This window comes from Paenibacillus sp. ISL-20 (genome assembly GCF_018613005.1).
Classification (GTDB): domain Bacteria; phylum Bacillota; class Bacilli; order Paenibacillales; family Paenibacillaceae; genus Paenibacillus_AQ.
Genome location: NZ_JAGGRD010000064.1, coordinates 48,608 through 63,364 on the forward strand (window position 1 = coordinate 48,608; position 14,757 = coordinate 63,364).

At 52.7% G+C, this 14,757-nt stretch carries 12 protein-coding genes; 4 read left to right on the forward strand and 8 right to left on the reverse strand.

From position 1 onward, the window contains the following. Nucleotides 1-93: 93 nt before the first annotated feature. A complete protein-coding gene (locus J7E85_RS29405; protein ID WP_215163489.1) occupies nt 94-978 on the reverse strand; it encodes a YhfM domain-containing protein in 885 nt (294 codons plus the stop codon). A gap of 185 nt (nt 979-1,163) precedes the next feature. On the opposite strand from J7E85_RS29405, the gene J7E85_RS29410 reads away from it, so the two are divergent. The 3 genes from J7E85_RS29410 to J7E85_RS29420 all read left to right on the forward strand — a co-directional run bounded on the left by J7E85_RS29410 (nt 1,164) and on the right by J7E85_RS29420 (nt 4,218). Next, nucleotides 1,164-2,111, forward strand: coding sequence for an AraC family transcriptional regulator (locus tag J7E85_RS29410; RefSeq protein WP_215163491.1), 948 nt, complete (start codon nt 1,164-1,166; stop codon nt 2,109-2,111). Between the two features lie 150 nt (nt 2,112-2,261). After that, nucleotides 2,262-3,344: a Gfo/Idh/MocA family protein gene (locus J7E85_RS29415; RefSeq protein ID WP_213646438.1), complete on the forward strand. Its 1,083-nt coding sequence runs from the start codon at nt 2,262-2,264 to the stop codon at nt 3,342-3,344. 34 nt (nt 3,345-3,378) lie between these two features. Further along, entirely contained in the window at nt 3,379-4,218 is an 840-nt protein-coding gene (locus tag J7E85_RS29420) for a Gfo/Idh/MocA family oxidoreductase (RefSeq protein WP_215163492.1), read from the forward strand. Between the two features lie 113 nt (nt 4,219-4,331). On the opposite strand, the gene J7E85_RS29425 is transcribed toward J7E85_RS29420, so the two are convergent. The 6 genes from J7E85_RS29425 to J7E85_RS29450 all read right to left on the reverse strand — a co-directional run bounded on the left by J7E85_RS29425 (nt 4,332) and on the right by J7E85_RS29450 (nt 10,510). Further along, nucleotides 4,332-5,066: an ABC transporter permease gene (locus tag J7E85_RS29425; protein ID WP_215163493.1), complete on the reverse strand. Its 735-nt coding sequence runs from the start codon at nt 5,064-5,066 to the stop codon at nt 4,332-4,334. A gap of 1 nt (nt 5,067) precedes the next feature. Then, entirely contained in the window at nt 5,068-5,784 is a 717-nt protein-coding gene (locus J7E85_RS29430) for an ABC transporter permease (protein WP_215163495.1), read from the reverse strand. Continuing rightward, nucleotides 5,781-6,701, reverse strand: coding sequence for an ABC transporter ATP-binding protein (locus J7E85_RS29435; protein WP_251036145.1), 921 nt, complete (start codon nt 6,699-6,701; stop codon nt 5,781-5,783). Before J7E85_RS29435 ends, J7E85_RS29430 begins: the two co-directional genes overlap by 4 nt. Before the next feature lie 557 nt (nt 6,702-7,258). After that, complete coding sequence (locus J7E85_RS29440; protein WP_215163496.1) at nt 7,259-8,647, reverse strand: sensor histidine kinase; 1,389 nt, start codon at nt 8,645-8,647, stop codon at nt 7,259-7,261. Next, entirely contained in the window at nt 8,644-9,318 is a 675-nt protein-coding gene (locus tag J7E85_RS29445; RefSeq protein WP_213646434.1) for a response regulator transcription factor, read from the reverse strand. Before J7E85_RS29445 ends, J7E85_RS29440 begins: the two co-directional genes overlap by 4 nt. A 247-nt stretch (nt 9,319-9,565) precedes the next feature. Beyond that, on the reverse strand, nt 9,566-10,510 hold the full coding sequence (locus J7E85_RS29450; RefSeq protein WP_215163498.1) for a helix-turn-helix transcriptional regulator: 945 nt from the start codon (nt 10,508-10,510) through the stop codon (nt 9,566-9,568). A gap of 102 nt (nt 10,511-10,612) precedes the next feature. Between J7E85_RS29450 and J7E85_RS29455 the strand changes: the two genes are divergently transcribed. Next, complete coding sequence (locus J7E85_RS29455) at nt 10,613-12,877, forward strand: ATP-binding cassette domain-containing protein (RefSeq protein ID WP_251036135.1); 2,265 nt, start codon at nt 10,613-10,615, stop codon at nt 12,875-12,877. A 120-nt stretch (nt 12,878-12,997) separates the two neighbouring features. Here the strand turns inward: J7E85_RS29455 and J7E85_RS29460 are convergent, their stop codons facing one another. After that, nucleotides 12,998-14,695 carry an alpha-amylase family glycosyl hydrolase gene (locus J7E85_RS29460; RefSeq protein WP_215163499.1) on the reverse strand — a complete coding sequence of 566 codons (1,698 nt, stop codon included), beginning with the start codon at nt 14,693-14,695 and terminating at the stop codon, nt 12,998-13,000. Between the last annotated feature and the right edge of the window lie 62 nt (nt 14,696-14,757).

Genomic DNA, 14,757 nt, shown 5'->3' on the forward strand with positions numbered 1-14,757 from the left:
ACCTGTGTTTCAGGACGCCTCGGCTCTTTGCAACACGAAACTTTATATTCGCACACGAAACTTTATATTCGCACACGAAAGGGGATTTGATCTTCAGTTATTTTGAATAGTACGATTAAAGGGAAACAGCACATAGAAAGTCTCACTCTCTTGAGTATACCCCTCACCGCAGCCGTTCAGACGATATTCGACCCCCTGTTCCGTCTGCGCCGCTACCAGCTCCTTGCATAATTCAACGGATTTCAAAGGCATGCCCATCGGGTCATGTGTCGTATCGAACCGATGCCGGATGAGCTCACCCTGGTAACCATACTCCAAATTATTAAAAATGGGGCTGCCCTCTTTCGTATAGGTCGTCAGCTGAACCGAAGCGGCATTTTTCTTCTTAACCTCCGTCACGAACTTGTCCCATATTTCCCGGTTGGCGATCCCGCCCAAGCTAAATACAACATCCCCATTGTCCATGGCCTGCTCAGGTGTGTATCGCAATTGACCAATCGATTCTTTAAGCTGGGCTGTCGACTTTTCGGTCAGCTGATATCCTGTGCCGGTATCCGTTATATAGGTAAACATTCCACGTTTACTGTCGGGTTCCAGCCATAGATGAATTGATGTGCTCTCCCTGCCAAGGTGAATCACCGCATCATAATCCGGTTCCCTTACATCCATGTCGCCCGGCATCTTGCTCGCGGTACAGAGGGCCTGGCCGAATACCTCAACTTCCTTCGCGCTGTCGAACGTTCCGAAAATACTTGGATTCACTTGGCCGAATGTTTGACCGCGGTGAATCGTCACATGATCTTGGGATTGGCTATCCTCCTCCATAGCGGAAGTTGTGCCTCGTCCCCCTGTCACGGAAGATTCCTTCACGTCACCAGCCTTCCCGGAGACGCAGCTAGCCAGCAGCAGTACCATCATCATTAGTCCTAGCAGAACAAGTCCCTTATTGGTCAGCTTGAATGCCCTCAAGGTCTTCATCTCATCATCACCTCTAACTTACAGACGTTTGCTGATGTCTATTTGTTACCAGGTCTCGTTATTTTTTCAATCTTGTTTCATAGCTTGCATTCGATTAACTTTTTCAACTTTTTCTCTTCCTTCATGTCCTTAATCAGTTATGCTGTTAATAAAGGATCGACATGCACGTGAGGAGGTAAAGAACGATGGCTATTCACTGGCTGGCACCAGATATCGCCGAATGTACCCGAAGAGGAATCGCCTACTTTACATCAGAGCTGGAAATGACGAATGGCCTGCCCTGCAAAATGTACCGGATTACTGAAAAGTTCGGGAGTTTATCCGACCATATGCACGATTATCTTCAGATTTGGTATGTCAGCAAAGGCGAATTCATCCATACGCTCTATGGTCAAAAATACCGGATGGTCCAAGGCAATATATTCGTGCTTCCTCCCTATAGCGTCCATCGCATAGAGATGATACCGGGCAAAGAGCTGGAGGTGCTGGGGTGCGAATTCATGCCCGCTTTCATTAATGAACAACTGAATGAAACGCCGACCGAGCCGCAGCTGTTCGACCTCTCCTTCATCAAGTCTTTTGTTACGACCGAGGACAACGTCCCGCTCAAAATTACCTTGACCGGCAGCAGCGACCTGGCCGTGAAAGAGCTCCTCACCGAAATGCTGGCCGAGTACGGAACCCGGGGTCCATTCTTTGATATTTTGCTGAAAGCCAATCTGCTGAAGCTGCTAGCGATCGTGAATCGCGAGCATGCCGAGCAGGGCAAGCATACATCGATCACCGCGGGTAGCGACCAGTACCGTGAGCCCATCCTGGAATCAGTTCAGTATATTCATGACCATTTCGACCAGCCCCTATGGCTGGAGGATCTGTGTGCCCGGACGATGATGTCCCGGACTAATTTTTGCCGCCGATTCAAGGAGGTTACAGGCCGGACCTTCAGCCAATACTTGGCCAACTACCGGATACGGATGGCCATGCGGCTGCTCACGGAGCTTGAACTCACGGTAACCGATGTGTGCTTCAAGGTCGGGTTTAACGAGCTCCCCTACTTCTGCCGCATTTTTAAGAAATATACGGGGACAACTCCCGCATACTATAAAAAGAATGCTTTTAAAACCGTGGACTAACACCCCGGTACGATAATCCAATAAATAAACACGATAGTGAAATCGAAGCGAGCGTTCCCATGCTATACTCGGGGCAAGCAAGAACGAAGAATCAAGTGTCAGGCTCATGTAATCCCTGCATCATCAATCCACGATTTTGGAGGAGAACCGATGAACAAAATTACAATTGCCGTGATTGGCTGCGGCACGATTGCGAACAGTGCCCATATTCCCGCCTATATGGCCAACGAAGACGCCGAGATCAAATACTTTTGCGATATCGTGAAGGACCGGGCCGAAACCGCCGTCGCCAAATACGAATGCGGTCAAGCCATTGAGGATTACCAACAAATTCTGAATGATCCTGAGGTCGATGCGGTATCCATCTGTACGCCGAATGACGTCCATGCCTCCATCGCCATCGATTGTTTACGCGCAGGCAAGCATGTATTATGCGAAAAGCCGGCAGCCCGCACCTACGCGGAAGCGCTGGAAATGCAGAAGGTTCAGCACGAAACGGGCAAGACGCTTAATATCGGGGTGGTCAACCGCTACAATGAAAGCGTAAACAGAATCAGAAAAATGATCCAAAACGGCGATCTTGGCGAGCTGTACCACGTATATGCCAGCTTCCGTTCCCATCGCTCGATCCCGGGTCTCGGCGGCGCCTTCACGACCAAAGCCATCGCTGGCGGCGGCGCGCTGATCGATTGGGGCGTTCACTTCCTCGATGTCGTGATGTACTGTACGGGCGATCCGAAACCGAAGACCGTTTCCGGCCAGGCTTACTGCAAGCTGGGCAAAGACATGGAGAATTACACCTTCCTCAAAATGTGGGCAGGTCCGCCGAAATATGATGGCACGTATGACGTCGACGATTTTGTCACGGCTCTCGTCCGCACCGAAGGCCCAACCATTTCCCTGAACGGTGCATGGGCGCAAAATATCGGCGCCGAAGAAATGTTCATCGACTTCCTCGGCGACAAAGGCGGCATCCGGCTGAAGTACGGTGCGGACTTCACCTTCTATACCACGGAGGATGGCGCATTGATCGAGACTACGCCGAAATTCAATCTCGGCAGCATGTTCCAGAATGAAATCGACGGATTCATCCGCTGCATTCAAACCGGGGAGAAGCAGCCTTCGCATATCGATACGGTCATCCTCTCCTCCCAGATCATCCAGGCGATTTACGACTCGTCCGACCAAGGCGCAGAAGTTTCGCTGCAGCCCGTTGCCCAGAACAGCCTTTAACCTATAGTTCGAACGCCAGGGAGGACCTTTTATCATGAAAAAAATCGGATTTATCGACCTGCATCTGGACCAATTCCATGCGAATAAATATCCCGGCTGGATTGAACAGGCTACGGAAAGTGCCATGAAGGTCGTGTACGCCTATGGCAAAAGAGACAAAGAGAACGGGCTCACTAACGAAGCCTGGAGCAAGGAGAATGGAATTGAACTGCTGCCCACGATCGAAGACGTGGTGGAGCGCAGCGATTACCTGATCGTGCTGTCCCCGGATAACCCGGAATTCCATGAAGAGCTGTCCCAGCTTCCGTTGCAATCCGGCAAGCCAACCTATATTGATAAAACGTTCGCGCCTGACCGGGACACGGCTATCCGCCTGTTTGATCTGGCGGCAAAACACGCAACGCCGATGTATTCAACGTCCGCCCTTCGTTTTGCGAGCGAATATACGGAGCTGGACCGGAGCGACATCCAAACCATCAGCAGCTGGGGCCCCGGTGGATTCGCCAATTACTCGATCCATCAGATCGAGCCGATCGTCAGCCTGATGGGGGCCAGCCCGAAGAGGGTGATGTACATCGGAACACCTGACTCCCCCGCCCTGCTAATCGATTTTGGTGATGGACGTCAAGCCACCGTGAATCATCTTGGGGAGAACTGCCCGTTTACCCTAGGCATAAAGAATGACGCCGGGGGGTTCAAGCAGGTCACCGCCAATTCGAATTTCTTCGCCTTGTTCATTGAGAATCTGGTGAACTTCTTCGAATCGGGCAAGCCCGCCGTCAACTCAGCGGAAACTATTGCTGTCATCACGATTATCGAGTACGGATTAAAGGCAGCTGACACGCCATACACGTGGGTAGAATTGCCTCAATAGCGAAACCAAGGGTTCGTTACACATAGGAATATAAAAAAGGAGCTGCTCCAGCAGGCCGTAAGGGCCCGGGGCAGCTCTTTTTGCATGGAATAGCCGAATTTTCTCGTTCTGGATTACACTTCTTTCCGCTGAAAATAAATGAAGCCCGCGAGAAAGAACAGGAGAAACCCGCCAACCACGACGGTCATGAGGCTCTCAAACGGCAGGTTGAATGCGCCGAAATCGGCTTGCCCCGCAGGCATCATCGCAAGAAACGGCTGTGTCCATGGATAGTAAGGGGCATAAGTCTGCGAGTTGGCCACCAGTATGTTCGGTATGGTAAAAACCACATTCAATGCCAGCGGAGCGGCAAAGCTGCTCCAGGCTGTGGAGACTCCAAGCTGCAGCGCGGCCAGTGGCAAACAGGCAACCCATCCGCCCAGCACGCAGCGCAGCAGCATTTCCCACGGAATCGGAGCCTCCACCTTATGGATCAAACCGGCTCCCAGGACGGATCCCAGGAACAGTAACTGCACCACGGCGAGCAGCATGGCTACCACCGAGAATTTCGCAAAATAGACGGCGCCGCGTGAAACCGGCAGGACGAGCAGCTGCTTCCAACCCCCGCCCGTATGCTCATATCGGCACACCATGGCACTAAAAATCCCCGTCAGAATCGGGAGCAGCAGCATCGCATGCAGGATGATCATAATGCTGATTAAATGCTCCCATGGTGCCAGCTCCTCAGGCTTTCCATTTAATATGCCCACCAGCATGACCAGGATCGCGCACAGGAAAATCTGCGGCCACAATTTGGATTTTGACAGCTTAAGCCACTCTGCGGACACCGCTCTTATACAGGATGCCATCTTAGTCCACATCCTTTCGGTTAAAATGAATCAGGCCGGCACACGTGATCACCGCACCCAGCAGCAAACCCGCTCCGATGACCTTGACTTCTCCCGGGCCCATGTAAGCCAGCAGCGGCCACTTTAGCGGCATCCAATCGGGAAACTGCAGGGCAAACATCGATACAACGGAGGCGGTAATCCCGATTCCGACCGCGATCCCCTGGTTCTTGAGCGTCAATGATAGCCACAGCTGAAAGGCCAGCATGGGAAGCGCAGCAATCAATTGCACAAAACCGATGCGCAGCAGATCTAGATACGGCATTTGATCTGCGCCCATCCCCAGTATGATGCCGAGCACGGCCGTACTGATCGACAGAAGGAGACAGGATACGCATAGAATCAGGAAGGCCTGAACGAACTTGGCACTGAATACCGCCGTTCTGGAAATAGGCAATGCGAGCAGCTGTTTCCACGAGCTCAGCTGATGCTCCACGTTGGCCATCAACGAGCAGACCAGTGTAATCCCAAGAAAGAGGGCAATCGGCACAAAAAACAGTACGTTCTCCAGCAGTCCGCCCCATGGATCGGCCGCGTAGGATTTCATCAGGTAATCATATCGAAGTCCGAAGTTCAGCCCTTGCATCGCTGCCAGCCCGATGGGACCGAGCGCAGCGAGAAACCAAATGCCTTTGCCCCGGATTTTCAGCCAATCGGCGGAAAGCGCACGGAACATCATACCCGGCTTCCCTCCCCTACGATCTGCATGAAGATATCCTCGAGCGACTTTCGCTGTTCTTCCACTCGGTACACCGCATGCTGATTCTCAACGAGCCGCTTCACGAGCAGCGCGATCTTGGCGTCCTGCATGCTTTCCAGCTCCAGCATCTGATTACGCAGAACTCCTTCACAGCCCAGGTCCAGCGCCAACCCGAGCGCTAACTCCGGCTCGGACACCGATAGTCGGAAGCCGCTGGACGCCGTGGATACCAGGTTGCTGATCGTATCCTGGAACACCATGCGCCCCTCACGGATGATGCCGACTTTATCGGCCATCTGCTCAACCTCACCCAGCAGGTGACTGGATACCAGCACGGTTATCCCGTATTGGCGCGGCATATTCTTGATCAGCTCCCGGATTTCATGAATACCGGATGGATCCAGGCCGTTGGTCGGCTCGTCCAGAATGAGCAGCTCCGGATTGTTCAGCAAAGCGGCTGCAATACCAAGACGCTGCTTCATCCCAAGGGAGTATCCCTTGACCGGGCGCTTGGCTTCCTTCGTCAAGGAGACGATCTCCAGCACTTCCGAGATGCGGGACTTCGGCCCGCCGGTAATCCGGCGAATGGCTTCCAGATTCTCTACGGCTGTTAGATGACCGTAATAGGATGGGTATTCCACGAGCGATCCGGTCCGGCGCAAAATATTCATTTTTTCGCTTTTCAAATCCTTGCCGAACAAATGAATCGCACCACGCGTTGGTTGAATGAGTCCGAGCAGCATGCGGATGGTCGTTGTTTTCCCGGCACCATTCGGTCCGAGGAAGCCATAAATGTCGCCGCGGGCGATCTCCAGGTTCAAATCCACGACTGCTGCGCGTTTTTTGTATATTTTATATAAACCTTTTGTTTGAATGACGAGTTCCGTCACGTTCATCACCTCAGGTATAAATCCTACATGTCCAAGGTTAAATGCCGGTCGACCTGAAGTTTAAATTTTCTTTAAAAAAGCTATGCGACTCTCGAAGTTCTTCGAAACGTCTGTTTCATTGGGGGAGATCTACAAATCATGCAGCTAGGAGTGAGTTCGTGCAGCTAAGGCGCTGCGTGGCCGGATCGTTCTTCCGATCGCTGTTAAAACCGGGAAACTGGAATTTGCCCAGCGGTTGTTTCCCGGTTTTAAAGGCGAACGCTTCGCTTCTCCAGCAACGATTCCGTCCCCTCCGCTGGTGTATACGTGGAACTTCACGTTTAAACTTGATCGTAAAATCAACGTGCCCTAAACCACAAATGGCCTTACCCCGTCACTTTTAAATCACATACGGTCGACAGCCATTTCAAGATGTCCCGGAACACGCACGCTTGAGTATATTCCGCCACCAAAAAAGGAACCGGCAAATTCCGGTTCCTTGTCGTATACCTAATGATTCAAATTGCAATGACTCCCGCTAGAAACGGACTCACTCTTCGCCCGCATATGCAATCCTGGCTGCCTCACCGCTTCCAGATGCGGATCCTCGTCCCCTCATCTGAGCTTTCCACATGGCATCCAAGTCCCATTTCCCTTGTCAGGTGATCCACGATGGCCAGGCCGATGCCTGTTCCTTTGTTGCCGGAGTCGCTTTCGATTCCCGGTCCGTGATCCGAAATGACAAGCACACCCTCAAGCCCTTCTCTCTCCTCGGTGTGTATTCCGATGTACTTCCCAGATTTGGCATGGCGGACGACATTTTGGAACAGATTATCGAGAAGTCTTCGGAACCACAGCACGTCCACGTTCCAGCTTAGCGGCTCGTCACGCACCTGGATATCGGGTTCGATCCCCGCCTTCTCCCATACGGGGTACCAGGCTGCTGCGCTTTCCTTGACGATTCGCAGAACGTCGGTCGGCTCCATGTTCAGCTGCACTCTGCCGCTGGTGAGCAGGTTGTAGGATAGCAGGTTGTCGATCAGGCCGCCTAAATCCGCGATTTTCGATTCGATGAGTGACAACGATGCTTTCCCCTTCTCGCTCAGCGGCTCTCGCTCCATGGAGAAAATATGGCTTCGAATCACCGTCAAGGGGGTTCTCAGATCATGAGACAGATTGGCAATCAGCGACTTGCGCAGCTCCTCTTCCTCGCGCTGGCGGCGCTGACCCTCCTCTAATTGGATGACCATATCGTTATAGCCCGCCTCCAGCTGCCCAATCTCGTCATGCTTGGTTAAGGTAACCGGCTGCGGTATGCCTGTCACCATATGAGGAGACGTCATGGCAAAGCGAAGTCGCAGCAGCCGCTTGCGGATTCGCACAAAGAACAGCCAGGAGACCAGGATGAACAGTCCGGACATCAAGGCCATGAACAGGCCGTACAGCGCCGTTTCGCTGGCAATGGGCTGCTGGACGCTAATATATTTTCTCGGCAGCTGCATGACCATAAAGCCTTCTCCCGATCCCTCTCCCCCAATAAAAGCAACGGATGTGAACGGGTCGCCATCCAGGGAGTTCTTCATAAACTGCACGGTATAGAGCGCGCTCCATACCTCGGGAATGTTAGACTGTGCAGGCAGCTGCAGCCTGGTCTCATTACTGCCGTCCACCCAGAACATGGAGATTTCCGGATACTCCTGCCGTATCGAGTTCAGCTTCTGCTCAATAATCTTCGGCGAGGCTCCGCTTAATCCGGCTGCTTCCGCATGCCACATTTTCTCTAACACGGCACCGCTGGTATACTTCCCGACAGGGGCCGGCGGCCGATCCGAGAACGTATCATTCACGAACCAGTAAAAAATCGACGCTAACGGAAACATGATCGGCATAAAGATCATCGCCATCGAGATTAGCAGCAGATAGCGGTTGGTCAGCGAATTGCGGAACCTGCCCTGCTTCCTTCTCCATCTCATGCTCTCACCCGATAACCAAGCCCGCGAACCGTCTCAATAATCTCCGGGCTGGCGGGATCCCGCTCCAGTTTTTCGCGCAGATACCGGATATGGACCATGAGCGTCTTGTCCCCCTCGATATAAGACTCTCCCCAAACCGATTCGTAAATTTGCTCCTTGGTCATGACACGCCCCTGGTGCTGGAGCAGGTACATAAAGATTTGATACTGCTTGCCGGTCAGCAGCGTCTCCTCGCCGGTATCTTCGTTCACGATCCGATTCTCGGCTTCATATACGGATAAGTGCTTTACTCTCATAGGCTCCGCCGATTTCACAACAGACCGGCGCAGAAGCACCTCCAGACGGGCAGCCAACTCGTCCGGGTGAAAAGGCTTCGTTAAGTAATCATCGGCAAACTCAAGCCCCTGCAGCTTATCGTCAATAGAGGTTCGGGCCGACAGCATCAGGATAGGCAGTCCGGGATAGGCCTTCTTGAGACGCTGCCCGATTGTAAAGCCGTCAAGACCCGGCAGCATGACATCCAGAACAACGACCGCACACGGGGCTGCTTCCTCTACGGCCTTCTCTCCAGTCAGCAGCCACCGAACCTCATAGCCTTTATCCCTGAGAAATTCACTGACCCACCCGCCGATCTCCCGGTCGTCCTCGATATATAGAATGCATGCGCTCATGATCATCTTCCTTTCTCGTGCCAAAATTCATCTCCCCTGTGAAGAGGTTCCCTAGATCTTTTAAGAGAAATAAACTCCAGTATCTATTTATGTATTCATTAATCCATCATTTGTCATTGTATCATGGGATACCAAGCGTGCAGGCATCTAGTTCGCTGACCAACCTTGATCCTTCATCAACCTTCTCTGAATCTCACTCCAAACGCTTTACGCCACTTGATCTTACGGCCCTTAGGGGATTCGGACACTATGTATCTGCCACTCCGTAATGCAGGCTCAGCTGCCTTGCCTTCTCCCTCAGCATATCAACGATCTCCGGAGGTTCAATGACTTTCGCCTCCATACCCAAACGCAGGAAAACCTGAGCGACATATTCAAAATCATTGCGATCTACGATGGTGTCCACAATGCCCTGATGCTCATCTTGCATGACCACCTCGTTCTCCAGCCACGCAATGCTCTCGCACTGTCTCGCCCCTTCTCTTGTCAGCTCGACATATAGTCGAACCGGCTCCCGAATGGGATAGTCCTCGAGCCATTCTTGCATGCTAAAGTCCACCTCATAGGTGTTATCGGTCAGGGCTAAGGATTCCATCCGGTCCATGCGGAACACACGCACACCCTCCTTCTCGTGCTCCACCGCGGGCATATACCATAAACCATCCTGGGCATAAACGCCAATCGGCAGCACTTCCCGGTCGCTCGTGCCCGATTTGGAACGATAGCTGATCCGTATAACTTGCTGATGAAGAGCGGCTTCAATGACATCTTTTAGATAAGGGGACCCTGCGGTTCTGTTTGGACTCCAAAATGTCAGCACCGATTCCAGTCGGCTGATCATCATTTTGGTATCCTCCGGAAATCCGGCCAGCAGCTTGCGGGAGGCGGAGTCGATATTCAGCTCAAACGGTAACGAGGTATACCGCTTCAAGGCTTGAAAGGCAAAAAATATAGCAAACACTTCATCTTCATCGAATAAGATCGGCGGAAGAACGCGACTCTTCAATGTACGGTATCCCCCGTGCCGACCTTGCTCCGTATATAAGGGAACGCCCATATCGCTGATTTCGGTAAGATACCGGTGCGCCGTGCGAACAGAAACGTCGAATTCATCGGCCACTTCCTGGGCGGTAAAACTCCTTTTGGCATTGACATACATGATGACATCCATAAGCTGTTTCGCTTTTGACATAATACACACCTCACGTTCAATAACTAGACAAGAACTGTCATGTTTATAAGATATGCTATTGCTGTGTCCAGGTCAAAACGATACAAGAAAGGAGCCCTCATGATGTGCAACCACATGGAACAGGCCATCAAGGTAAACGGTGCCCGAAACAAAAACCTGCGTAACGTGAGCCTAACCATTCCCAAAAAACAAATCACGGTGTTCACCGGTGTGTCCGGTTCCGGCAAATCCGCCCTGGTCTTTGATACGATTGCCGCGGAATCCCAGCGTCAACTGAATGAGACGTATTCCAGTTTTATCCGTCATCGCCTCCCACATTACGGGCAGCCGGAGGTCGATTCGGTTGAGAACCTGTCGGTGGCAATCGTCGTCAATCAGAAAAGAATCGGCGGCAATGCCCGTTCAACCGTGGGAACCATCACCGATATCCATTCCTTGCTGCGCTTGTTATTCTCCCGGATAGGCCGGCCCTTCGTCGGATATGCGAACGTCTTTTCCTTTAACAATCCTCAAGGCATGTGCCCCCACTGCGAGGGACTGGGCAAAGTGAACAGCTTTCGGATCGATAACTTGATCGACAAGGAGAAATCGCTGAATGAAGGCCCCATCCGGTTCCCTACATTCCGTCCGGGGGAGTTTCGCTGGAAGCGTTATGTCGCCGCAGGCCTGTTTGATAATGATAAGAAGCTGAAGGATTACAGCGAGGAAGAATGGGATATGTTGCTGTACAAAACCGGCTTTAAACCGCCGAACCCTACGGAGGAATGGCCGCCCACCTCGTATTATGAAGGCATTATTCCCCGATTGGAGCGAACATTCCTAAGCAAGGATTCACGGGATGTGAGGACCTACAGGGAAGCCATCGAACAAGTGGTGGCCGAGACCGCCTGCTCGTTATGCCATGGCGGGAGACTGAATCAGGAGGTGCTCTCCTGCAAAATCAACGGAACATCCATCGCCGACTGTGCACGGATGCAGGTCAATGAGCTGATCGCTTTTTTGCGGACGATCGAGAATCCGGCGGCAGCAACCATCTTGGAAACCTGCATAACTCGGTTAGAGCAGTTGCTTCTGGTCGGGATCGGTTACCTGACGATGGACCGGGAAACCGCAACCCTGTCCGGCGGCGAGTCCCAGCGCATCAAGATGGTACGCCAACTGGGGAGCAGCCTGACGGATTTAACGTATATTTTTGACGAACCCAGCATTGGCCTGCATCCGCACGATGTGCACAACATGAACCGCTTGCTGCAACAGCTTCGGGATAAGGGAAACACGGTCATCATCGTGGAGCATGATCCGGACGTCATCCGGATTGCAGATCATATTGTAGATATGGGGCCACGAGCCGGAACCGCCGGTGGTACGATTGTGTATGAGGGGGATCCGGAAGGGTTGCAGCACGCCAACACACTGACAGGTAAATATTTGAGTCAACGCGCCCGATTAAAGTCCTCGGTCCGGGAGCCGGCCGGATGGCTGCACATAAAGGACACCTCCCTTCACAATCTGAAGCAGGTGTCTGTGAGCATTCCAGCTGGGGTGCTAACGGTGGTAACAGGCGTTGCCGGGTCAGGCAAAAGCACGCTCATTAACCAGGTGCTGCCGAACGTTTATCCGGAGGCTATCATTATTAATCAGGACATGATTCAAGCGTCCAACCGCTCCAATATCGCGACGTTTACCGGCATTTTTGATGCCATCCGCAAGCTGTTCGCCGACGAGAATCGGGTAAGTCCATCCCTGTTCAGCTTTAATGCCAAGGGGGCTTGTCCGGTGTGCAGCGGCTCCGGCACGATTACGATGGATCTGGCTTTTATGGACAGCCTGGTTACCGTTTGCGAAGCCTGCCGGGGCCGCCGCTTTCATGATGACGTTCTGCGCTATCAACTTCGCGGTAAAAACATCAGTGACGTGCTCGCCATGACCACCGACGAAGCGATGGATTATTTCACGGAACAAGGGATCGTGGCCGCGCTTCAGCGCATTCAGCATGTTGGACTCGGTTACTTGACGCTCGGTCAGCCCTTAAGCACGCTATCGGGAGGGGAACGGCAGCGGGTGAAGCTGGCGGCCGAGCTTGATAAGCAAGGTGAAATTTATGTGCTGGACGAACCCTCGACCGGGCTCCATCTGTCCGATTGTGAGCGGCTAATGTCTATCATCAACCGCCTTGTCCGTCAGAACAGCACGGTCATTGTGATCGAGCATAATCTGGATATCATCAGCCAGGCTGATTGGATCATCGACATGGGACCCGGCGCGGGGCAAGACGGCGGGAATATCCTGTTCTCTGGCAAACCGGCCGATCTGCTGAAGAACCAGCATTCCCTAACAGCCAGATATTTACGGCAGTTTCAATCCTAGACGTTTACGCCTTCCAGGCTCATACGGAGGGCATCTAACGGTCAAAAAGACCCCGAGCACACCTCCTTCCAAGGGGGCTCGGGGTCTTTTGGTGTTCCACTGCAATAGACAAGCTGCGACCTACTCCAATATGACGGTCGTATAAGGCGGCAGCGTTAAGCTGCTGCCGTTTAATGTCGCCCTATCATCCGTTGTTTTCGACAAGGATTGGAATGGCGATTCCCCGCTCTTTGCCGCCAAATCGACCGTCTGCTTTTCGCCTGACAGGTTATGGACCACAAGGGCTTTGTTGTCTTGGGTACGGCGGATATAAGCCATCACCTGCCCATTGCCGGAAGCATAGGATTCAATCGTTCCGCTGTTCAGGGCAGGCATATCATTCCGCCAGCGGATCAGCGTACGATAACGGGACAGCAGGGAACCCGGGTCTCCCGTCTGCTGTTCCACGCCCTGCACCTGGTCGCCCAGGTTATACTTAAGCGGCTCCCAGGTCGTCTGCCCCTTATCGCTGCCCGTATTGGACCAAATCATCGGCTCGCGGATTTGTTCGTCCGGCTTCGCTCCCTTCATCCCGATCTCTTCTCCGTAATAAATAAACGGATTGCCCGGCATGGTCAGCAGAATGCCAGCGGCCATCTTGGCGTGATTCCCATCGTCTTTCAACTGCGACATGACACGGTTCATGTCATGATTCGTCAAGAATGCGGCATCCGTAAACTTGCCGCCTGATACCTGGCTGAACAAACCATAAGTCCGCTCCAGGGTGAAGGCCAGATTGTTATCCTTCTCGTTCATCGCAGCACCGATGATGCTCTCGCCCAGGCTAAAGTTGAATCCGGAATCAAACGTGTTATCCAGATACGGCGCAATGACCGCAGCGGAATTATCCCAAATTTCCCCGACAATATAAGCGTCCGGATTCACCTCATTCATGCTGGCTCGGAATTCCTGCCACCATGCTGTATTTTTAGCCGTTGTCGCCTCTCCCTTATCGGACATCAGATCCTCATAAATATGTTTGGCTGCATCGATCCGGAATCCATCGACACCGAGCTCCAGCCAGAACTTCCCGATATCCTTCATCTCCTCGCGGACCTGGGGATGATCGAAGTTCAGGTCCGGCATTCCGCCCCAGAACGTGCCCATGTAATGGGCCCCGTTCATCTCATGCCAAGGCGAGCCGCTGCCTGCCGCGCTGGCTCCCGAAGGAGTCCTCCCTTGATCCTCGGCCCAGATGTACCAATCGCGCGTAGCCGAAGCCTTGTCTTTCGCAGCCTGCTGAAACCAGGCATGCTCTGTGCTGGTGTGATTGACTACCAAATCCATAATAATTTTGATTCCGCGCTTATCGGCTTCAGCAAGCAGCGTTTTGAAGTCATCAAGCGTCCCGTACTCCGGATGTATGGAGCGATAGTCGGTTACATCATAGCCATGATAGCTTGGCGAAGGATTGATCGGCATCAGCCAAATCCCCGTCACGCCCAGATCGTCAGTAGTGTCCGGATTTCCGTCATTCAGATAATCCAGCTTCTCAATGACGCCTTGTAAATCACCGATCCCATCCCCATCGGAATCATAGAATGAGCGTACAAAAATTTCATAATAGACATCGGAGGGCTGCTCGTCCACCTCCGCTGTTTCCATTGTTGCGGGCGCTTTCGGATCCGGCTGTTTCGTTTCCGGTGCCGCTGGCGGCTTAGCCTCCTCATGCGGTGGAGCCGCTGTGTCGCTGCAGCCTGCCAGCAGACTTCCCGTAAGCGCAATGGCGGCGAGCCATATAGGCAGAACCCTGCGTCTTCCCCATTGATTACATATCACACTGTTACCCCCTATTCGCTCACAGCTAATCTTCACCGAGCCACCACTTCCATGCACTACAT